The following is a 22538-nucleotide window of genomic DNA, read 5'->3' on the forward strand; positions in this document are numbered from 1 at the left end:
GTCCCTCACCTTATAGTGAGAGACTCCCCTTTTCATTATAGACTAAAATCTATATTACGCATTTCGTGCAATAATTGCTACCCAATCTTCCATTCGTAACACTTCTTCAATTGTAAATCCAGCTTGTTCTAACGCCTCAGAAATTACTTTTTCCTTCGCAGCAATAATGCCCGATGTAATAAATAATCCACCTGACTTCACAACTCTCGCTGCATCTTCAGGGAATAAAAGAATAATTTCTGCTAATAAGTTAGCTACGATTAAATCAACAGGACCTTCAATACCTTCTAAAAGACTATTTTGCCCAACAGACACGATATCATCTGTTTTATTTAAACGCACATTCATTTCTGCACTTTCAACTGCAACCGGATCTAAATCATATGCTTGAACAGAAGACGCGCCTAATTTTGCCGCTGCAATACTAAGCACACCAGAACCTGTTCCTACATCAATGATAGCGTCACCTGGCTGTACTGTTTTTTCTAAAGCACGAATACACATCGTTGTTGTTGGATGAGTTCCTGTACCAAACGCCATACCTGGGTCTAATTCAATGATTTTTTCATCAGGAGAAGATGGTGTATATTCTTCCCACGTCGGTACGATTGTGAATGTATCAGAAATTTGTACTGGATGGTAATATTTTTTCCAAGCAGTAGCCCAATCTTCTTCATTGACTTCGTTAACGGTAATATTTCCAGTACCAATTTCAATGTCGTAAGATGGAAGCACATCAATAGATGATTTTACACCTGCAATCGTTTCATGTAAAGAATCCGTTTGCGGGAAATATGCTTTTATTAATACACCTTCCGCCGGATATTCATCTGGATTCAATGCATAAATTTCACCATATTGTTGCTCGCGCTCTTTCGTTAACTCCGCTGGGTCCTCAATAGCAACTCCACTAGCACCAGCTTCGTGTAAAATATGAGAGACAGCTTCTACTGCTTCTTCTGTTGTATGAATACTAACTTCTGACCATTTCACAATTTACCAACTCCATTTTTTATTTCCATTATTCCCCTTTGAAAGCACGTTTAAGCTTTCCAAACAAACTATCATCCTGCTCTTCTTGCCCTGCAAATTCACGTAATAAATCTTTTTGATGTGAAGTCAATTTCGTCGGTACAACAACGCGAACGACTACATATTGATCTCCTTGACCGTATCCACGTACGTTCGGAGCACCTTTTCCTTTTAAGCGGAATTCTGTTCCAGTTTGTGTTCCTGCTGGGATTTTCAGCTTCACTTTACCATGAACAGTAGGAACTTCCACTTCAGCACCAAGTGCCATTTGTGCAAATGTTAATGGCATTTCGCAAATAATGTGATCTCCTTCACGCTCAAAGAATTCATGACTTCTTACATGAACGACTACATATAAATCTCCTGCTGGTCCACCATTTACGCCAGCTTCACCTTTTCCAGATACACGAATTTGTTGACCATTATCGATACCTGCTGGAATTTTAACATTGATTTTTTTGCGTTTACGAACTTTACCAGAACCGTGACATGTCGTACATTTTTCTTTAATCATTTGCCCAGTACCTGAACAATGACCACAAGCTTGACGGTTCACAATACGACCAAACGGTGTATTTTGTTCTACACTCACTTGACCTGATCCTGAACAATGTTTACATGTTTCTTTTGAAGTTCCTGGTTTTGCACCGCTACCTTTACAAGTATCACATGGATCTTCTACTGGAATTTCCACGTTTAATTCTTTACCAAAAATAGCTTCTTCAAAATCTAAAGTGACTTGATATTGTAAGTCAGCACCTTGGCGCGGAGCATTCGGATCACGACGTCTGCCGCCACCACCACCAAAGAAAGAACTAAATATATCTTCAAAACCGAAGCCACCGCCGAAGTCTCCTCCGCCGCCAAATCCACCGAATCCTTGATTTGCACCAGCATGACCAAATTGATCGTACTGCGCACGCTTTTGATCATCACTTAACACTTCGTATGCTTCTTGTACTTCTTTAAACTTTTCAAGCGCATTTTCTTCTTTGCTTACGTCTGGATGGTATTTTTTAGCCAAACGACGATACGCTTTTTTAATTTCATCTGTTGAAGCGCCCTTGCTAAGTCCAAGGACCTCATAATAGTCTCGTTTACTCATAAATTTGCAACCCCCGAATCTTTCACATAAACGTAATTTTAACACCGAAAGAAAGTGCTTTGCAACAAAGTTTCCTCACTTACAGTATGCAAAGCAAAAAACTTAAGAACCTCACACATTTCTCCTCATTCGTGAAAAAAGCCAAAGTCAAGGCACGCTTGACTTTGACTTTTTGTCATCTTACTTATTATCTTTGCAGTTGAATTACTTGTCTTCTTTTACTTCTTCAAACTCAGCGTCAACTACATTATCTTTCTTCACGCCAGCGTCTTGTGCACCTTGCGCACCTTCTGCTTGACCAGCAGCTGCTTGAGCTTGCTCGTATAATTTAACACTTAATTGTTGTACGATTTCTTGTAAAGCGTCTTTTTTCGCACGAATTTCCTCAAGCTCGTTTTTCTCAATTGCAGCTTGTAATGCTTCTTTCGCTTCTGTTGCTTTTGCAACTTCAGCTGCATCTACTTTACCTTCTAAATCTTTTACAACTTTGTCTGTTTGGAATACAAGTTGGTCAGCTTCGTTACGAAGTTCAACTTCTTCCTTACGTTTTTGGTCAGCGTCAGCATTTGCTTCTGCTTCTTGTACCATACGATCTACTTCTTCATCAGAAAGACCTGAAGAAGATTGGATTGTAATAGCTTGCTCTTTGCTTGTTCCTAAGTCTTTCGCACGTACGTTAACAATACCGTTCGCATCAATATCGAATGTTACTTCGATTTGTGGAATACCACGTGGTGCTGGTGGAAGGTCTGTTAATTGGAAACGACCTAACGTTTTGTTGTCAGCTGACATTGGACGCTCACCTTGTAATACGTGAATGTCTACTGCTGGTTGGTTATCAGCAGCTGTTGAGAATACTTGTGACTTACTTGTTGGAATTGTAGTGTTACGCTCGATTAATTTCGTGAACACACCACCCATAGTTTCAATACCTAAAGAAAGTGGAGTTACATCTAATAATAGTACGCCTTCTACATCACCAGTAAGTACGCCACCTTGAACTGCAGCACCTAATGCTACAACTTCATCAGGGTTTACACCTTTATATGGCTCTTTACCAGTTTCACGTTTAATAGCTTCTTGTACAGCTGGGATACGAGTAGATCCACCAACAAGAATAACTTTATCTAATTCGCTTGGAGCAAAACCAGCGTCTTTTAATGCACGACGAGTTGGCTCTAATGTTCTTTCAACAAGACCTGCTGAAAGTTCTTCGAATTTCGCTCTTGTTAACGTTAATTCTAAGTGTAATGGACCAGCAGCTCCAGCACTAATGAATGGTAATGAAATTTGTGTTTGTGTTACACCAGAAAGATCTTTTTTCGCTTTTTCAGCTGCATCTTTCAAGCGTTGAAGCGCCATTTTATCTTGGCTTAAATCAATGTTATTTTCTTTTTTGAACTCAGCTACTAAGTGATCGATGATAACTTGGTCAAAGTCATCTCCACCAAGACGGTTGTCACCAGCAGTTGAAATAACTTCGAATGTGCCGTCTGCTAACTCAAGGATAGATACGTCAAATGTACCGCCACCTAAGTCATATACTAAGATTTTTTGTTCTTCATCTTGTTTTTCTAAACCGTAAGCAAGTGCTGCTGCTGTTGGCTCATTAATGATACGCTCAACTTCTAAACCAGCGATACGACCAGCATCTTTCGTTGCTTGACGCTCTGCATCGTTGAAGTATGCAGGTACTGTAATAACAGCTTTCGTTACTGTTTCACCTAAGTATGCTTCAGCAGAAGCTTTTAAGTTTTGTAAAATGATTGCAGAAATTTCTTGAGGTGTGTAATCTTTACCTTCAACTTCTACTTTGTAGTCTGTACCCATATGACGTTTAACAGACATGATTGTATTTGGGTTTGTAATTGCTTGACGCTTTGCAACTTCCCCAACTTGACGTTCTTCATTTTTGAAAGCTACAACAGAAGGTGTTGTACGGTTGCCTTCTGGATTTGGGATAACCTTTGGTTCTCCACCTTCCATAACAGCTACACAAGAGTTTGTTGTACCTAAGTCAATACCGATAATTTTACTCATGGCTAATCCTCCTACTTTTATGTAAATTATTGATTTACTTTTACCATTGATGGGCGAATTACACGATCTTTTAGTTTATAACCTTTTTGGAATTCTTCCACAACCGCGTTTGATTCAAATTCACTGTCTTCCACTTGCATAATAGCTTGGTGTTCATTAGGATCAAACTGTTTACCAACAGCTCCAATCACTTCCACACCTTCTTTAGTCAACGCTTCTAGCAATTGACGATGCACCATTTCCATACCTTGTAATAAGGATTTCGTTTGCTCATCAGTTGCTTCCACTTGCATCGCTCTTTCAAAATTATCAAGAGCTGGCAAAATGTCTGAAACTAGACTTTGTGCTCTATATTTTTCAGCAGCCTGTTTATCCATTTGGACACGGCGCTTATAATTTTCAAAATCAGCTTGTAGACGTAATGTGCGACCTTCCGTTTCCGTTAGTTTCGCTTGTAACTCATCTACTTTTTCTTGTAAAAGAGCAGCCTCACTTTTTTCTTCTACAGTTTCTTCACTGTTTTCTGGCGTGACAGCTTCTTCAACTTGCGCTTCTTTTACTTCTTCTACCACTTGTTCGTTACGCTCTTCCACAATATTCACCTCCTTAAAAGGTATTAGGTATCATGTATAGCATGATTACCTAAACATTATATATTACACACAGCAATGAAAATTTCATCACTTGAGCGAATGTATTACTCTCATTTACTTTTTAAGTCCATCAGTAAATTGTCTCGTAAATAACTGTAACAAACTAATTACACGAGAATATTGCATTCTCGTAGGACCTAAAATAGCAATTGTTCCAAGTTGCTCTTCGCCGATCGAATATGTTGCAGAAATTAAACTGCAATCCTCCATAGCCGTCGAAGTGTTTTCCCTACCAATTTTCACTTGAATCCCGACTTGTTTATGACGCAAAATGTCATAAAATTCGGCTTCATTATCAATCATGGTAAGCAAAGATCTAACCTTTTGAATGTCATGGAACTCTGGCTGCGAAAGCATATTTGCTTTTCCTCCAAAGTATATCTTTTCCGATAACGGAACTTGAAATGTACCATCTAACATTTTTATTGCACTATCGTAATTATGAACATACCCACGTAAAACTGTAACAATTTCCTTAAAGATTTTATTATGAAGTTCTTCCATCGGTACGCCAGATAGCTTTTCATTTAAAATATTAACCATTTTTTCTAAATCTGATAAATCAACAGATTCCGGAACGGTAATCGTTTTACTTTGTACATGCCCTGTATCAGTTACAATAATAGCGACTGCAGTTTGACGATCAAGCGGCACAATTTGTACATTTTTAAGTTTATTTGTACTTAACTTCGGTCCAAGGACAATGGCCGTATAATTCGTAAGTTCTGATAAAATTTGAGCAGATTGCTGTGCAATTTTTTCCGCTTCAAAAATTCTTTCAGCAAATAAATCTTTAATTTGTACAATTTCAGCGTTCGGTAAGTTTTGCGGCGCTAAAAGATGGTCTACATAAAATCGGTAGCCTTTCTCAGAAGGAACACGTCCAGAAGAACTGTGTGTTTTTTCAATAAAACCTAATTCTTCTAAGTCCGCCATTTCATTTCGAATAGTAGCTGAACTAAATGTAATTTGATCTTTTTTAGCCAACGTTCTAGACCCAACAGGCTGCGCTGATCCAATAAAGTCATCAATAATTGTTTGTAAAATTAAGAGCTGACGTTCCGTAAGCATCTCATCATCACCTCTGTTAGCACTCTTTGTCTTCGAGTGCTAAATCTATTAATAACTTACCAAAATTGACATTCAATTGTCAACGGAAACGTCACGAAATAATGAAACTTTTTCACGCCCATGGAACATTTAATTAGTCAATCAAAAATGATTGGAATACTTCATTCCCTAATAATTTTCCTTTTCGCGTTAAACGCACATGTCCATTTTCCTCTTCAAGTAATCCCTGTTCTTGATTGCTTTGTAACTGCTTCGCGAAAACTTGATCCATCTCCACATTAAATTTATTGCGGAATGCCGTTTTAGAAACACCTTTCGTTTTTCGAAGTCCTAAGAACAGTTCTTCTTCCATTCTTTCTTTCTCCGTCACCTTATGAACATCTAAATACGGAAATCCTGTTTCATCAATTTTATTAAAATATTGCTTCAGCGGACCTACATTTTGAATACGTTCCCCATTCACATAACTATGAGCTCCAGCTCCAAAGCCATAATACTCTTCATTATTCCAGTATGTGAGATTATGTTTACTTTTATTGTCACCTTTTGAGAAATTACTAATTTCATACTGGTTATAACCTTTTTTCTCCATTTCATCCATTACCATTTCATACATTTTCGCTTCATGGTCTTCACCCGGAAGACGCAATTTCCCTTTATTCATTAAGTTATAAAACACTGTTTTGGGTTCCACAATTAATGAATATGCCGAGAAATGTTGTACACCAAGCGTAAAAGCAATGTCTAATGTTTCCTTCACATCTTCTATCGTTTGTCCTGGCAAAGCATAAATAATATCTACATTAATATTTTTAAAGCCTACTTCCTGAGCTTCTCGAATCGCTAGGAATGCATCTTCCCTCGTATGCTTGCGCCCGATTTTCTCAAGCAGTTCATCACGGAACGTTTGCACACCAAAACTAATTCGATTCACTCCACCTTCTAGTAGTACATTCAACTTTTCTTTCGGTAGATCTCCTGGATTCGCTTCAAATGTCAATTCACAATTCGGAGCAAACGGACGCAAATGACGATTAATAATCTCGAGTAATTTTTTTGTCTGTTCCATATTTAACGCTGTCGGAGTTCCACCGCCCACAAAAATCGTTTTCATACTATCAAACGGAACTTTTTGAACCGTATTTATTATTTCCTTCTCTAAATAATCTAAATATTGATCAACCGGTTGGCGTTCAATAAACACTTTATTAAAATCACAATAGTGACAAATGTGCTGACAAAACGGAATATGAATATATGCAGCTTGTACCAAATATAACTCCTACCTTTCTAAAAAGAAAACCTCCGCACTCCGGAGGATTCTCTACTTCTCTAACGTATTACGAATTTGTTCCATTCGCATTTTTCCCCAATCATACATCATTTCAACGATCGGTAAAAGCGACATGCCTAGTTCCGTCATATAATACTCAACACGAGGAGGAATTTCGGGATATACTGTTCGATCAACAATCCCATCTTCCATTAACTCTTTTAATTGGTTCGACAAAACTTTATGAGAAATGCTTGGGAATAACCGTTGTAATTCACTAAAACGATGAGGCCCTTCCACACCAAGATGCCACAGTATCACAACTTTCCACTTTCCACTAATAATAGAAAGCGTCAATTCCTTTTCACAATTAAAATTGCCATTTTGTATTTTATCTTGAATATCTTTTCGAATATTTTCGGACATTAACAATCTCCTAACTCTATATGAACTAAAAAGCTCTCTCATTATTGTAAATGAGAGCTGCTCAGATGTCTAAAAAGTAATTATACAGAAAAAAGAAGCCGCACAAACGACTTCTTTTTTATTTCAAATATTAGTTGTCATCCATTTTCAGTACAGCCATGAATGCCTCTTGCGGCACTTCTACAGAACCAACAGACTTCATACGTTTTTTACCTTCTTTTTGCTTATCAAGAAGTTTACGCTTACGAGAAATGTCACCGCCGTAACATTTTGCAAGTACGTTTTTACGCATCGCCTTAATTGTAGAACGGGCTACAACTTTATTTCCGATAGTCGCCTGAATTGGCACTTCGAACTGTTGTCTCGGAATTAATTCTTTTAATTTCTCTACAATTACTTTACCACGGTCATACGCTGAATCACGGTGTACGATAAATGATAAAGCATCTACTTGTTCATTATTTAAAAGAATATCCATTTTCACAAGTTTAGATGGTTTATAACCAATTAACTCGTAGTCAAATGATGCATACCCTTTCGTATTTGATTTCAATTGATCGAAGAAGTCATATACGATTTCTGATAACGGGATTTCATATGTTAATGTAACACGCGTTTCATCTAAATATTGCATATCAATAAACGTTCCACGTTTACCTTGGCAAATTTCCATTACAGCTCCAACATAGTCATTCGGAACCATAATTGAAGCCTTCACAAACGGCTCTTCTACACGATCGATAGACTGTGGATCTGGCATATTAGATGGATTATCAACAATAACATCTTCACCGTTTGTTAAATAAACTTTATAAATAACGCTTGGCGCTGTTGTAATTAAGTCAATCTTAAATTCACGTTCAATACGTTCTTGAATGATTTCCATGTGAAGAAGTCCTAAGAATCCACAACGGAAACCAAATCCTAACGCTTGAGATGTTTCTGGTTCAAACTCAAGAGCAGAATCGTTTAACTCTAATTTTTCTAACGCATCACGTAAATCGTTATAACGAGCAGAATCAATTGGATACAGCCCACAGAATACCATCGGGTTTAATTTACGGTAACCTGGTAACGCCTCTGCAGCTGGACGTTTCGCATGTGTAATCGTATCACCAACACGTGTATCACCTACGTTTTTAATAGATGCTGCTAAGAAACCTACATCACCTACTGTTAACTCATCACGTTGCGTAGTTTTCGGTGTAAATACACCTACTTCTGTTACTTCAAATTCTTTACCCGTTGCCATCATACGTACTTTATCGCCAACTTTTACCGTTCCATTTACAACACGGATATAAGCAATTACACCACGGTACGGATCATATAAAGAGTCGAAAATCATACATTGTAACGGCTCTTCTGAATCACCTGCTGGAGCTGGTACTTTTTCAACAATTTGTTCTAAAATTTCTTCAATACCAATTCCAGCTTTCGCAGAAGCAAGTACCGCTTCTGATGCATCTAAACCAATTACATCTTCTACCTCTTGACGTACACGTTCTGGATCCGCACTTGGTAAGTCGATTTTATTGATAACTGGTAAAATTTCTAAGTTGTTATCAAGCGCTAAGTATACGTTCGCTAACGTTTGCGCTTCAATACCTTGCGCTGCATCTACTACAAGAATCGCGCCTTCACAAGCCGCTAAACTACGAGATACTTCGTACGTAAAGTCGACGTGTCCTGGTGTATCAATTAAATGAAGAATATACTCTTCACCATCTTTTGCTTTATAGTTTAATTGTACTGCGTTTAATTTAATTGTAATACCACGCTCACGCTCTAAATCCATAGAGTCAAGCAACTGAGCTTTCATTTCGCGTTGTGTTAACGCATTTGTTTTCTCTAAAATACGGTCTGCTAACGTTGATTTTCCGTGGTCAATATGAGCAATAATAGAGAAATTACGAATTTTGGACTGTCTTTTTGCTCTTTCTTCTTTGTTCATCTATGTTCTCAACTCCTAATAGTCTCGCCAATATACACTAGCACTGATTATATCAATAGAGCAACAAAGATTCAATGAAAACTCGTGCTGCTTACGATACAAATCATTCTATCTATATCTTATGCGAATAAACCATAAGAGACAAACCCTTTTCAAATTTTAAAACGGTTGTCTTACAAATCAGTAAAACAACCGCCTCCCATGTTACTCTTAGCTAAAAATCCCCTTTATTTTCCCAACAACTATATCCGTTCCGAACTTCGTCATTTCATAAGCTACACTTGCTACCGCCATCCCAATTCCTTCTACAACATTAAAACTTCTTAAACGTTCTAATTGTTGTTGTTTTTCTGAAGCTGAAAACGAACTACCCAAAATTTCTGATTCAACACCTGTACTCTCTGTCCCTGTCATATGAGCTATTTGTTCATACGACAATTGCCGATAACCTTTCATACTTTTCAAACCATGATTAGCAAGTGACACTCCTGCTATCATCATAAGTAAACATAAAGCTACACTACATATACACAAAAGCGCAAAACGACTCAAACTATTATCATCTTTCTCCCTCAATGTGTATACGCTCCTGTATTATCTTGATCAATTTGATGATGCAGCGCTGCATTTAAACCACTCGCTATTACATTCGCCATATCCTCAATAAAAGTATCTACTTCTTTTGGGGTCACCATTAAATTATGACCAAGAGGCGATAGCACTTCATAAATCAGCCTTCTTTTTTCTTCTTCTTCCAACGTACCAACAGCACCTAAAAACATATTTCGGCTCTTTTCATCTGGCATATCTTCTTCTGTTAATTTTTTCTTTTCTCCAAATGAAAATCCCGCTGGTAACAAAGATCGTGAAGGTTTGTTTCCTTCTTTCATCTCTCGACCAAAATGTTTCAAAATAAAATCAATCGTATCACTCGTAATCGAAACGGCATCGACCACAGTCGGAACACCAATTGCAATAACAGGGATACCTAATGTCTCTTTACTTAGTTCCTTACGTTTATTCCCAACCCCCGATCCTGGATGGATTCCAGTATCAGAAATTTGTATCGTGCTATTTACTCGTTCAATAGAACGGGCAGCTAATGCGTCAATCGCAATTACAAAGTCTGGATTTGTCTTCTCAATAATCCCATAAATAACATCGCTCGTTTCGATCCCGGTAATTCCCATTACCCCCGGTCGAATTGCACTAACAGGCCTAAATCCTTCTTCTACACTTTCAGGCTGCAATTGAAACAAATGTCTCGTTACTAATACATTTTCTACAACTATTGGCCCAAGAGCATCCGGTGTTACATTCCAATTCCCAAGGCCTACAATTAAACAGCTCGCTTCTTTTGTAACACCAACCTCTTCTAAGAAATAAGAAAATTCTTTTGCAAAAATACGCTCCACCTTTTGTTGAAGTTCTGTATCTTGCTGACGTATACCTTGTACTTCAAGCGTTAAATAATTTCCAGGTTTTTTACCCATCGCTTCAGAGGCAGCTTCATCAATTGTTACTTTTGTAATTATAGTACCTTCTTCTTCCCTCTCTTTTACAATTACTCCCTGTATCCCTTTTTGTTCTCCTTGGCTTTCTTGCAACATTTGATGAGCTTCTACAGCAAGGTCAGTTCTAACGCTATATTTACTTAAATCCAATGGTTCTTTCATCGTATCTCCTCCGTAATTCATAGTAAATATCGTTAGATTTCCCAAAGTTATATAAGGTCATTCTTTCCTTTACGTGAAATTTCATGGATATACTATTGCAATTCTCTTCACCGTTTGATAGAATATCACTTGTTCTATGTAAGAATCGAGTCATTCGATTGCACCAGGGAGGTGAAAAGTATGGCAAACATCAAATCTGCTATCAAACGCGCTAAACTTAGCGAAGAGCGTCGTGCACATAACGCTTCTATCAAGTCTGACATGCGTTCTGCTGTTAAAACTGTAGAAGCTTTAGTTACTAATAACGATCTTGAAAATGCTAAAGAAGCTTTCAAAACTGCTTCTAAAAAACTTGACAAAGCAGCTCGTAAAGGTCTTATCCACCAAAACGCTGCATCTCGTCAAAAATCTCGCTTAGCGAAACAAGTAAACGCGTAAGGCGTTTAAAAAACGATCCATTTGGATCGTTTTTTTATATACAAAAAAAGTTCATGCACTAAGTACATGAACTTTTTTGTGTCATCACATATGATTTAATCGCATTAAGAAAAACTCGAGCACAAGTTTCTTATCCATCTTTCCCGTCTTCATACTATAATCAGCTTCCGCTAATTCTATAATCACTTTTTTTAATTCTTCAAAAGAGAAAAATTTCGTTTGATTCATCGCCAACTTTACACGATACGGATGTACACCAATATGAGATGCAATTTGATTTTGCCCATAACCACGTTGCTGTAACTCTTTCACTTGATACAACAAACGGAATTGACTCACTAATAACGCAAGCAATTTAATCGGTTCTTCCTGCTGCGTAAATAATCCATCCAAAATTTGCATTGCACCTGCAATATCTTTTTTCACCACTTTTTCTGTCAAAGCAAATACATTTTGCTCAACTGATTTTGGCACAAGCTCTGCAACAAGTTTCGTCGTAATCTCTCCGCCCATACCAACGTATAACGTTAACTTGTCCATTTCCTTCGCCAACATCGTTACATTACTTCCCACAAGCTCTAGCAACAAACTAACAGCCGCGTTATCAATGTGCACATGCACTTCATCTGCCCGAGCAATAATCCACTTCTGAACATCCTGCACTTGCATCGCATTCGCTTCTACTACATCTGCTGTTTTCTTTAATAGTTTTGTAATTTTTTTTCGCTCATCAAGTTTTTCGTAAGGCGCAACAAAAACAAGAATAGAAAATGGAGAAGGTTCACCAATATATTCTTCTAAAATTTTTATATTTTGCTCTAACTTTTCTTTTTGCGAAGTCAGAAATAGCGGTGATTTTATTAACAGTACTTTTCGTTCTCCAAAGAAAGGAAGCGTACGCGCATCCTCAACCACATCTTCTAAATACACTTCTTCCAAATCGTATGTCACAACATTAAACTCTCTATCTTCCTCTTCAAGTGCTTCTGTCGTAATAAGCTTTATCGTTTCATTTATAAAAAAAGCTTCCGTTCCATATAGTAAATATAACGGAGCGAACTGTTTCTTTTTAATTTTTTTATGTATATCACTCATACTTTTTCCTACTCCCTAACTTGACAATATATATTTATACTAATGCCCTCGCTTTTGTTTTACAAGTACAAAGGAACAGGCTTTATAACCCGTCCCTTTATTTATATTAAACGCCACGCAATAAGCCCCGGGTTTCTTATTGGTGTGCGGTAATCACCTTCCCTTTATTATTCACAATAAAAATTCGAGTATAAGTGCCAACTGTTAACATGCTTGGAAACAAAAAACTTACGTTACTTCATGATCTAAAAGTAGCAAAAAAGCTCGTTTTCTCTTCACATGGAAATTGTAGATTTTTTTCTGACAATATTTTATACTAAAGTGGAATGTTGGGGAGGGATTCTAAATGAATGATTTTGAACAAAACGTTCAAAGTAAACGCAATGACGCTATTGATTCAGGGGTAGGATTTATCGTCTCATTTGGTTTTTTCGCAACACTTTTCATCATTGCAACTGTTATTAAATTTATCGGTTCTTAAAGGCTGCCACTTCATGGCAGTCTTCTCTTTTTCAACTATTATATGTCTTATCATATGTGATTTTACTTTGAAAGGTTCCATTTTCCCCTTTAAAAACATAGGAAATAGCACCTTGCTGGTCCGTACGCCATATCGCACTCCCCATCTTCTCAAAACGCTCTATCACTTCTTTATGCGGGTGTCCATATCTATTCTGCTTACCAACAGATATAATCGCTACACGGGGCTGTATAACGTTCAAAAAAGACTCTATAGATGACGTGTTACTCCCATGATGAGCAACTTTTAAAACATCCACTCGCAAATCTGGATGCGCATATACTAAAAACTTCTCTCCTTCTTCTTCTAAATCGCCTGTAAATAGCCACGTCAGTCCTCCAAATTTTGCCCATATTACAATTGAAGCGTTATTTTCGCTTTTTTCTTTTCCTTTTGGAGCTAAAACGAAAAATTCCGCTTCATTTACACTCCAACTCTCCCCTTCCCCCACTTCAGTTATTTTCATTTCCTTTTCTAATGCCTTTTTCTTTACTACTTTTTCTAATACTGCATCTTTTCCCTTTCGGCCAAATACAACTTCTTTTACAGGTATATATGATAATAATTCTTGCGCAGCACCTATATGATCTGCATCTCCATGCGTTACGATTAATTTATCGATTGTTTTAATACCTTCCTTTTGTAAATAGGGTATTAAAACATCAGTTCCAACAGAAAATTCATGCTTTTTTTGTTGCCATTCTTCCTTATTCACACGAAGCGTTCCACCTGTATCAATAAGATAAATCCCTTTATCATACGGAAGGCGAATCAATATTGCATCACCTTGTCCAACATCAATAAATGTTACACTTCCGCTTTCTCTAAAATATGGATATACATAATGACACGTGCTAATAAAAAGAAATACACTTACAACTATACACACCATTTTTTTCGGCGCTCTCCTTTCCCAAACCATCAATATACTGACAATACTCGCGCAATATACAGCTACAAGATTAAAGGGCGTTTTCCCAAAAACAAGCTGGGTAAATGGTAAACTTTCACAATAACTTAGAAAATCATTAGACATACTCAAGCCTATTGATAATACATTCGCAAATCCTTTTGCGAGAAACGGGACAATTGGCATACACAGTAAAATAATAATGCTACATGGTAATACAATGATAGATAAAAACGGGACGTATAAGAGATTGAGGAAAATGCTATATGGAGAAAAATAACCAAAGTGATATAACAAAATCGGAGTACTAACGAGCTGTGAAATGATAGAAATATAAATAGCATTTCGGATTACTCCGTTGCTACTCCCTAATAATAGCGGAGCAGACAAAAGTAAAGCGAAGCTACCTACAAAAGAAAACTGAAATCCAATATTAAAAACAAGATAAGGGTCATATATAAGCATACATATAGCTGTTACACTTAAAGCATCTAAACTAGATAAACGAATCGAGCACATAAAAGCAATCAACATCAAAACTCCTGTTATAGAAGCTCTTATAACAGATGGTGACGCCCCTGCTAAAACCATATACAAAGGAATACAGACGATAAGGCAAATTGTTGCTACCTCCCTCGTCGCACCACTTCTCAGCAAAACAAAATATACTATCCCCATTAACAATACAATGTGCGAACCTGAAATTGCTAACAAGTGTACAAGACCAAACTGTTGATATTGCTCTTCTACTTCAAACGTCATTTGTTGTCTATCACCAAATAGTAACGCATTCATAAAAGCACCTGATTGCTCCGGAAACATTTCTGTAACTTTGGAAATTGCTTGTTGCCTCAAAAGAAGAATCCATTGCATGAGCGACAGTGATGTTTTATAGCATTCAGAAATATATGTAGCCTCAAATGTGAAATGAATATGTTGCTTATATAAATAATCACGGTAATTAAAACCATAAAAATTCCGAGCTGTTTGCGGTTCTTTCCTCTCACCCTCGAATATACATGATATCCCTGCGTATAATTGTTGCATCTTTTCCTTTTCCAAGGCTGATTTTATTCTATAACTTAACTGTACTATATTTTTATTCTGGTCTTCAAATTGAAAAGATAGGCGATCCCCATTAACAAGCGGCGTATTTTGTATAACCCCTCTTGTAACCCCATAGGACTCTCCTAGAGGCTTATTCCACCCTTGAACACAGGAAGTGTATATAGCGCTACTAAAGCACGCTACAATGCAAAAAATGAAGGTTTTACGCGAAGTGCGATATAAACAGAAGCAAACATTTAAAAAGAGGCAAAAAACTATCAATAAAAGTGACGAGGAAAAGGCAATTGCAATCCCTATTATAAACGAGATTGCAACATACCCCCATTGTTCCTGCAACTTATACTCACTCCTTATAGCATCATTTTTGCTTTCGTGAATACATGCTGTAATTCTTCCATTGATAAATTATCTTTTTCTAAAGACGCAAATAATTCTTTTAACTCCGTATAACTTTTTTGCTCCTCTAATGCAGCAATATCATATTCTAACGGAACGTGCTTCACTGTTACATTCGCTTGTTCAAATAATTCTATGGCGTATGGATGATTTTTATAATCCTGCGCATAATAAACCGCTGTAATACCACTTTGAATAATTGCCTTACAACATTGTAAACAAGGGAAATGCGTAACGTAAATTTCTGCTTCCTCTGTTTTCGCACCAAACTTGGCACATTGTAATAAAGCATTCATTTCGGCATGAATTGTCCGAACACAATGATTATCGATTACGTAACAACCATCATCTATACAATGTACGCCACCTTTAATCGAACCATTATATCCACCAGCAATAATTCTTTTATCGCGAACGATTGTCGCTCCTACCGCAAGCCTTGTACATGTACTACGTAACGATAGTAGATGGCTTTGCGTCATAAAATATTGATCCCATGAAATTCGTTCCATATTTTTCACCTACTTTTTTTGTCTACTTGTAGTGTAGCGAAAGAAGAAAAACTTCGTCAATCTTTTACGGAATAATAATTTGACCTTTTATCTTTTCAAGAGACTTCGCACCAATCCCATCAATCTCTAATAAATCTTCTATTTTCTGAAACGGACCATGTTCTTCTCGATATTTCAAAATACTTTCTGCCTTTCGAGAACCAATCCCCGTAATTTTTTCCAATTGCTCTTTCGCCGCTGTATTTATTCGAATCTTGCCATCTTCCTTAGAAGAAGTAAACATCCCTTGTTCTGACTCATTTTTACTCGGTATATAAAGAAGCATTTGATCTTGTACAATTTGTGCTAAATTCACTTTTTTCATATCTACTTCTGATAAAAAACCACCAGCCTTTTGAACCGCATCCTTTACGCGATCTCCTTCCTTCATTTCATATACACCTTCTTTACTAACCGCTCCTTTCACATCAATTATAATTGTTCTTTTCTGTTCCTTTGTATCCGATATTTTCGGTTTATCCTTTTTTTCTATCTCCTTCTCTTGCACATTCATTGTAATAGGCGTTCGTTCTATACTCTGGTTCGTTTTCCAAAAAACAAGAAAAAGTAAAGTTCCAATAATAGCTACTAAACCTAACCACTTTTTCGGAAAATCCCACATCATTTTACACCTCTAATCATAAATTTATAACATCATTCATATTGTTTAGGAGAAAGCTGTTACGAAGGAGGGATGAAACTTTGAACATAGGAATTATAGGGACAGGAAACATGGGGAATATACTAATCGATGCATTTTTAGAAACCCGTGCTGTCAAACCTTCGTGCCTTACAATCATTAATCGGACGCCTGCCAAAGCATATCATATAAAAGAAAAATACCCTTCTGTTCATATAGCAAAAACAATCCCGGAAGTAATCGAACAATCACAACTTATTTTTATTTGCGTTAAGCCGATAGATATATACCCTATCCTAAAAAAATATGCTGAACATTTTTCTGATGAAACGTGCTTAGTTTCTATTACAAGTCCAATATCTCCATCACAATTAGAGACTCTCGTACCGTGCCACGTCGCACGTATTATTCCAAGTATCACAAATCGCGCCCTCTCTGGCGCCTCACTATTTACATTTGGAGATAATTGCTCTGAAGAATGGCAACAAAAACTACTTCGTCTATTCAAAAATATTTCTACACCTCTTGTAATAGAAGAAGATATAACGCGCGTTTCATCTGATATAGCAAGTTGCGGTCCTGCTTTCTTTAGTTATTTACTACAATGCTTCATTAACGCTGCTGTAGATAAAACAAATATTACACACGAAGAGGCTACTACTTTAGTAAGTGAAATGGTCGTGGGGATGGGGAAATTACTTGAAAAAGAAATCTTCACATTACCTACCTTACAAGAAAAGGTTTGTGTGAAAGGCGGCGTTACCGGGGAAGGCATTCGGGTTTTAGAAGAACACGTTGGAGATATGTTCCATAAGTTAATCGAGCGAACACATGAAAAATTTGATGAAGATTTAGAATGCGTTGATCAGCAATTCAATAAACACACATAATAAATACGTCATTTTCATTCCAAATCCTTTTTATAAATACTTACTTTTTTACAATACATTTTCACTTCAACTACTATTCCCACACTTTACGCATACGATCTTCAGATTATGCTAGAACTAAAAATACATCTTCTTTATAAAACAAAAGCAACCTTCTCGGTTGCTTTTGTTTTATTTGTTTTATCCGTTTTTCTTCGCCATGAAGAAAATACGCTCTGTTTGTTCTGTAACTTCAAGTCGCTCAAAATCACCTGTTACACGAAGAACTGTAAAACCCGCTTCTTCAAGCCATTTCGTTAACTCTTCCACTTGATATGCACGTTGCACGTGACATTCGTCAAACCGATGGTACACATCTTCTTCCGGATCTTGAACAAAGAATGTTAAATCATGCTCTACACTATTTGATTCTTCACCAGGGAAGCAATTCCAAATAAGAGATATTTCCTCTCCATTCACTGTATACGTTTCATTTTGAAATACATGATGTATTTTATATAAAGAATGTACATCAAATAAAAACAAACCATCTTGGCGTAAATGGTGAAACACTCTTCTAAATGTTTCTTGCACTCCATCTTCTTGCAATACATAATTTAATGAATCACAAAAGATAGTGACACAGTCAAACTCACCTGGAACATCGAGCTCTCGCATGTCTTGTTGGTAAAAAGGAATAAAGTATCCCTCTCCTCCTAGTTTTTGCTGAGCGACTGTTAACATTTCTTCTGAAAGATCGACACCTATTAAATCGTAACCCTTTTGCACAAGCGGAAGGGTTACATTACCCGTACCGCATGCTACATCAAGAATTTTTGCCTCTTTCATATCTGCCTGCTGCAAGCTTTCCTCTGTGAATTCCACCCATTTATCATAAGGGACATCATTCATCAGTTCGTCGTACAACAATGCAAATTGTTCGTATTTCATTGGCCTAGCTCTTCTGTTATATCTTCACGTGGCACATCGCCCCATAGACGCTCTAAATTATAGTGATTACGCTCATCTTTATGGAATACATGGGCAACTACATCTCCAAGATCAACTAATACCCAACGCGCTTCGTCAAAACCTTCCATACGTTGTACGTCGATTTGGAACTCATGTGCTTTTGATTTAATTTCACGTGCAATTGCTTGCACTTGTTTATCTGAATTACCGTGACAAATAATGAAATAATCTGCAATTGGTGAAATACCTTGCATATTTAGGACAACCATATCTTCTGCTCTTTTATCATCAGCTGCTTTTGCTGCTAATACTAATAAATCTTTATCGTTCATTTACTCATTTCCTCCTTGATAACTGCATTGTATGTTTGGAATGTTAATGGATAAATCGTCTGATTTTTTTCCATTAAAAATTGAATTGTTCTTTTTAAGGCAAATAATAAAGCTTGATTTATATCCGTATATGCGAGTTTACGAGCCTCTTCCACACCCGGAAACTTTCGCCCTGGCTCAATGTAATCAGCTACATAAATCACCTTATCTAACATCGTCATGTTCTCATGACCACTTGTATGATATGTAATAGCTTGCAATATTTCAGAATCCGTAATGCCTACCTCTTTTTCTACTAAGTATGCCCCAACAGGCGCATGCCACAACTCTTTATTATAGCAAAGTAAATCTTTCGGCAAATCTTCACGTTTAATAATCTCTTCCATCTCTGAAATTGCTCTACATTTCGCATAATCATGGAATATAGCTGCCATCTCTGCTTTTTTCTCGTCCACACCGTATAACTTAGCAAGCTCAAGCGCTGTCTCCATTACACCAATTGTGTGTATATAACGTTTTTCATGCATTTGTTGTTTGACAATATGCAGTGCATTCTCACGATTCATACAACCCATTCCTCTCGATATATACCTGTACTTTTTCAGGAAGTAAATATTTACACGTTTTCTTCTCCTTATATCTCTCACGTAATAAGGATGAAGAAACTGCAAATTCCGGAATTTCCACTGTAGTAATCTTATATGGTGTATGCAATGTATACCCAGGTCTTGCAACTCCAACAAACGTTACAAGATTAAGTAAAGCTTCAATGTTATACCACTTCGCTAAATACTCAACCATATCCCCACCAATAATAAAGTGAAACTGCACATCCGGATACTTCTTCGTCAATTGTAACATAGTGTCATACGTATAAGATGGGCCCTTCCTACTTAGCTCTTCTAAACAAATAGAAAAGTGTTCTTCTGCCTCAGTCGCGAGCTCTAACATATGTAAACGACTTTCTACACTTGTAATATTCCGCCCTTGTTTATGTGGAGGAATCTGATTTGGCAAGAACCATACTTCTTCCAAGTTCAAAGCGTGATATACTTCATTTGCAATTAGCAAATGTCCATAGTGAGGCGGATCAAATGTACCGCCAATGATGCCAATTTTCCTCAAAAGAAACGCCCCTTCCTTTTACATACAGCAACTCTCCTCGGTTAAGAATGAAGAGAATTGCTATTAATAAAAGTTCAATTGGTTTCGCTCTCTACATCATTACGCATCAGCGATAAAAATAGCGCATGCTAATCTTTTTATCGAGGAAGCTTAATCTGCTTATTTTCTCTTGATTCTTTGTATAAAACGATTGTACTTCCAATTACTTGAACGATTTCAGCACGTGCACCTTGTGCAAGTTCTTCTGCAACTTCACGACGATCAAATTCACAGTTTTGTAATACGCTCACTTTAAATAGTTCACGAACTTCTAACGCTTCTCCAATTTGTTTCACCATATTTTCATTTACTCCGCCTTTTCCTACTTGAAAAATTGGTGTTAAATGATGTGCTTGTGCACGTAAAAATCTTTTTTGTTTTCCTGTTAACATATATGTTAGCCTCCAAGCTTTTCTATAACTAATTGTTTCATTCGATCAATATTTGGTACACGTCCTGTCCACATTTCAAATGCAAGTGCTCCTTGATAAACAAACATATCAATACCATTTTGAATGATTGCACCTTGCTCTTTTGCCTCACATAAAATTTTCGTTTCAAATGGATTATAAATTATATCTGATACAATCGTTCCTTTTTTTAACGAACAAATTTGTAATGGCGTATGTTCGACGTGTGGATGCATACCTATTGTTGTCGTCTGAATGATAATATCATAATTTCCTTGTTCTTCTGTCGCTTTTTCTAACGACAAAGCATCAGAATTAACATCGGCCGTACGTGCAGCAATAAGTTCTTTTGCCTTATCTACTGTACGATTGGCTACATCAATCTCTTTTACACCTACATCAGCAAGAGATAAATAAATAGCTCGGCTAGCACCACCTGCACCAAGTAACAAAATACGTTTCCCTTGAAGTGGTTCATTACTAATTGACTGCAGCGCTCGAACAAAACCAATTCCATCTGTGTTGTAGCCAATCAACCTTCCATTCTTATGAACCACTGTATTTACTGCACCGATTTTCCTTGCCAATGGATCAATCTCATCCAAATACTCCATAATAGCAACCTTGTGCGGAGTTGTTACATTAAATCCTGAAATACCTAATGCTTTTAAACCTCTTACTGCTTCCCCTAGCGCTTCCTCTTCAATAAGGAATGCATGATAATGGGCATCCATATTCAAGTGTTCAAATGCATCGTTATGCATAACGGGTGATAATGAATGTCCAATTGGATTTCCGATTACACCATATAATTGTTTCATAAATCCCTCTCCATATTAAATTAAAGATTTACGTAGTGAAACACTTACTCCTTTTGGTACGTGTGCAACAATTTTTGCTCCTGGTTCGTTCACAGTAACCCATCCTAATCCAGAGAATACAACATCCGTCTTTGGTTCACGAATATTAAATTCGTATTTCACTAACTCAGGCATATTTGCTAATTCTTCTGGCGTTGGTGGGCTTAGTAAATCCCCAGCATGATTTTTATATAATTCATCTGCTTTCTCAAGCTTTGTACGATGGATTGTTAAGCGATTCGAGAAGTGACAAGTAAACGCACGACGACCACCACTTACATAATCAAAGCGTGCCAATCCACTAAAGAATAACGTTTGTTCTTCATTTAATTGGAATACCATCGGCTTAATTTCTTTTGTTGGTGTAATAAGCTTTAAGCTCTGCTTTCCAACATAATGAGCCATTTGGTGGTGGTTAATAATACCTGGCGTATCATATAAAGAAGATTCTTCGTCTAATGGAATATCAATTAAATCCAGTGTTGTTCCTGGGAAATGAGATGTTGTAATTACATTTTCAGTCTCATCACTAAATTCTTTAATCATACGATTAATAAATGTCGATTTCCCTACATTCGTACATCCAACAACGTAAACATCTTTGCCGCCGCGATAATACTCAATAGCATCTGCTAGTTCAGCAATTCCTTGTCCCTTCGCTGCACTAATTAAAAAGACATCTTCTGGTTTTAATCCTAGCTGCTTTGCACTATAGCGCATCCAATGCTTTACTTTATCATGTTTTACTGACTTTGGAATTAAATCAGCTTTATTTCCAACAAGTAATACTTTATTATTTCCTACGAAACGATGTAAGCCAGGTAACCAGCTACCATTAAAATCAAAAATATCTACAATTTTGACTACTAATGCATCTGATTTTCCAATTCCATTTAAAATGCGTAGGAAGTCATCATCTGTTAACGATACATCTTGAATTTCATTGTAATGCTTCAAGCGAAAACAACGTTGACAAATGATTTGTTCTTTCTCTAAAGATGAGGTAGGAGCATACCCCACTTCGTTTTTATTTTCTGTTTGAATTTCTACACCGCAACCAATACATTTAATTGTTTCAGTCAA

The 22538-nt window shown here is 36.9% G+C and carries 24 protein-coding genes; 3 read left to right on the plus strand and 21 right to left on the minus strand.

The window, feature by feature from the left end:
- Window positions 1-54: 54 nt before the first annotated feature.
- From prmA to gpr, 10 genes are all read right to left on the minus strand, one after another.
- A complete protein-coding gene (gene prmA / locus AC241_RS21390) occupies window positions 55-993 on the minus strand; it encodes a 50S ribosomal protein L11 methyltransferase (protein WP_016080256.1) in 939 nt (312 codons plus the stop codon).
- A gap of 28 nt (window positions 994-1021) precedes the next feature.
- Window positions 1022-2137, minus strand: a complete 1116-nt coding sequence (gene dnaJ / locus AC241_RS21395) for a molecular chaperone DnaJ (protein ID WP_016080255.1) — start codon at window positions 2135-2137, stop codon at window positions 1022-1024.
- Between the two features lie 204 nt (window positions 2138-2341).
- Window positions 2342-4177, minus strand: coding sequence for a chaperone protein DnaK (gene dnaK / locus AC241_RS21400; RefSeq protein WP_016080254.1), 1836 nt, complete (start codon window positions 4175-4177; stop codon window positions 2342-2344).
- A 26-nt stretch (window positions 4178-4203) separates the two neighbouring features.
- Window positions 4204-4770, minus strand: a complete 567-nt coding sequence (gene grpE, locus AC241_RS21405) for a nucleotide exchange factor GrpE (protein WP_000392712.1) — start codon at window positions 4768-4770, stop codon at window positions 4204-4206.
- A gap of 114 nt (window positions 4771-4884) precedes the next feature.
- On the minus strand, window positions 4885-5901 hold the full coding sequence (gene hrcA, locus AC241_RS21410) for a heat-inducible transcriptional repressor HrcA (protein ID WP_016080253.1): 1017 nt from the start codon (window positions 5899-5901) through the stop codon (window positions 4885-4887).
- Window positions 5902-6034: 133 nt separating this feature from the next.
- Window positions 6035-7174 (minus strand): radical SAM family heme chaperone HemW, encoded by a 1140-nt coding sequence (gene hemW, locus AC241_RS21415; RefSeq protein WP_050844531.1) that lies wholly within the window; start codon window positions 7172-7174, stop codon window positions 6035-6037.
- 51 nt (window positions 7175-7225) lie between these two features.
- Window positions 7226-7600, minus strand: a complete 375-nt coding sequence (locus AC241_RS21420) for a winged helix-turn-helix transcriptional regulator (RefSeq protein ID WP_001293539.1) — start codon at window positions 7598-7600, stop codon at window positions 7226-7228.
- 130 nt (window positions 7601-7730) lie between these two features.
- Window positions 7731-9554 carry an elongation factor 4 gene (gene lepA, locus AC241_RS21425; protein WP_001030948.1) on the minus strand — a complete coding sequence of 608 codons (1824 nt, stop codon included), beginning with the start codon at window positions 9552-9554 and terminating at the stop codon, window positions 7731-7733.
- A 210-nt stretch (window positions 9555-9764) separates the two neighbouring features.
- Window positions 9765-10130 (minus strand): YqxA family protein, encoded by a 366-nt coding sequence (locus AC241_RS21430; RefSeq protein WP_001207095.1) that lies wholly within the window; start codon window positions 10128-10130, stop codon window positions 9765-9767.
- Window positions 10127-11230 carry a GPR endopeptidase gene (gene gpr / locus AC241_RS21435; protein WP_029443322.1) on the minus strand — a complete coding sequence of 368 codons (1104 nt, stop codon included), beginning with the start codon at window positions 11228-11230 and terminating at the stop codon, window positions 10127-10129. Before gpr ends, AC241_RS21430 begins: the two co-directional genes overlap by 4 nt.
- A 180-nt stretch (window positions 11231-11410) precedes the next feature.
- Here gpr and rpsT point away from each other — a divergent pair, with 180 nt between their 5' ends.
- Window positions 11411-11668, plus strand: coding sequence for a 30S ribosomal protein S20 (rpsT, locus tag AC241_RS21440; RefSeq protein ID WP_001274012.1), 258 nt, complete (start codon window positions 11411-11413; stop codon window positions 11666-11668).
- An 84-nt stretch (window positions 11669-11752) separates the two neighbouring features.
- Here the strand turns inward: rpsT and holA are convergent, their stop codons facing one another.
- Window positions 11753-12763: a DNA polymerase III subunit delta gene (gene holA, locus AC241_RS21445; protein ID WP_050844532.1), complete on the minus strand. Its 1011-nt coding sequence runs from the start codon at window positions 12761-12763 to the stop codon at window positions 11753-11755.
- A 346-nt stretch (window positions 12764-13109) separates the two neighbouring features.
- On the opposite strand from holA, the gene AC241_RS21450 reads away from it, so the two are divergent.
- A complete protein-coding gene (locus tag AC241_RS21450) occupies window positions 13110-13244 on the plus strand; it encodes a YqzM family protein (RefSeq protein WP_000997609.1) in 135 nt (44 codons plus the stop codon).
- Between the two features lie 31 nt (window positions 13245-13275).
- Here AC241_RS21450 and AC241_RS21455 read toward each other — a convergent pair whose 3' ends face one another.
- From AC241_RS21455 to AC241_RS21465, 3 genes are all read right to left on the minus strand, one after another.
- Window positions 13276-15597: a DNA internalization-related competence protein ComEC/Rec2 gene (locus tag AC241_RS21455; RefSeq protein ID WP_050844533.1), complete on the minus strand. Its 2322-nt coding sequence runs from the start codon at window positions 15595-15597 to the stop codon at window positions 13276-13278.
- A gap of 14 nt (window positions 15598-15611) precedes the next feature.
- Window positions 15612-16169 (minus strand): ComE operon protein 2, encoded by a 558-nt coding sequence (locus tag AC241_RS21460; RefSeq protein ID WP_029443324.1) that lies wholly within the window; start codon window positions 16167-16169, stop codon window positions 15612-15614.
- Between the two features lie 64 nt (window positions 16170-16233).
- Window positions 16234-16833 (minus strand): helix-hairpin-helix domain-containing protein, encoded by a 600-nt coding sequence (locus AC241_RS21465; RefSeq protein WP_050844534.1) that lies wholly within the window; start codon window positions 16831-16833, stop codon window positions 16234-16236.
- 77 nt (window positions 16834-16910) lie between these two features.
- Between AC241_RS21465 and comER the strand changes: the two genes are divergently transcribed.
- On the plus strand, window positions 16911-17738 hold the full coding sequence (gene comER / locus AC241_RS21470; RefSeq protein WP_001020554.1) for a late competence protein ComER: 828 nt from the start codon (window positions 16911-16913) through the stop codon (window positions 17736-17738).
- 180 nt (window positions 17739-17918) lie between these two features.
- Here the strand turns inward: comER and AC241_RS21475 are convergent, their stop codons facing one another.
- The 7 genes from AC241_RS21475 to yqeH all read right to left on the minus strand — a co-directional run bounded on the left by AC241_RS21475 (window position 17919) and on the right by yqeH (window position 22538).
- On the minus strand, window positions 17919-18668 hold the full coding sequence (locus tag AC241_RS21475) for a class I SAM-dependent methyltransferase (protein ID WP_000873069.1): 750 nt from the start codon (window positions 18666-18668) through the stop codon (window positions 17919-17921).
- A complete protein-coding gene (gene rsfS / locus AC241_RS21480; protein WP_000998173.1) occupies window positions 18665-19021 on the minus strand; it encodes a ribosome silencing factor in 357 nt (118 codons plus the stop codon). The genes AC241_RS21475 and rsfS overlap by 4 nt, the downstream gene beginning before the upstream one ends.
- Window positions 19018-19587 (minus strand): bis(5'-nucleosyl)-tetraphosphatase (symmetrical) YqeK, encoded by a 570-nt coding sequence (yqeK, locus tag AC241_RS21485; protein ID WP_029443326.1) that lies wholly within the window; start codon window positions 19585-19587, stop codon window positions 19018-19020. The genes rsfS and yqeK overlap by 4 nt, the downstream gene beginning before the upstream one ends.
- Window positions 19577-20146, minus strand: coding sequence for a nicotinate-nucleotide adenylyltransferase (nadD, locus tag AC241_RS21490; protein WP_043936237.1), 570 nt, complete (start codon window positions 20144-20146; stop codon window positions 19577-19579). Before nadD ends, yqeK begins: the two co-directional genes overlap by 11 nt.
- A 137-nt stretch (window positions 20147-20283) precedes the next feature.
- Complete coding sequence (yhbY, locus tag AC241_RS21495; RefSeq protein ID WP_000955228.1) at window positions 20284-20577, minus strand: ribosome assembly RNA-binding protein YhbY; 294 nt, start codon at window positions 20575-20577, stop codon at window positions 20284-20286.
- Window positions 20578-20582: 5 nt separating this feature from the next.
- Window positions 20583-21416, minus strand: a complete 834-nt coding sequence (aroE, locus tag AC241_RS21500) for a shikimate dehydrogenase (protein WP_050844535.1) — start codon at window positions 21414-21416, stop codon at window positions 20583-20585.
- A gap of 15 nt (window positions 21417-21431) precedes the next feature.
- Window positions 21432-22538 (minus strand): ribosome biogenesis GTPase YqeH, encoded by a 1107-nt coding sequence (yqeH, locus tag AC241_RS21505; RefSeq protein WP_029443328.1) that lies wholly within the window; start codon window positions 22536-22538, stop codon window positions 21432-21434.

The organism is Bacillus thuringiensis (genome assembly GCF_001182785.1).
Taxonomy (GTDB): domain Bacteria; phylum Bacillota; class Bacilli; order Bacillales; family Bacillaceae_G; genus Bacillus_A; species Bacillus_A thuringiensis_S.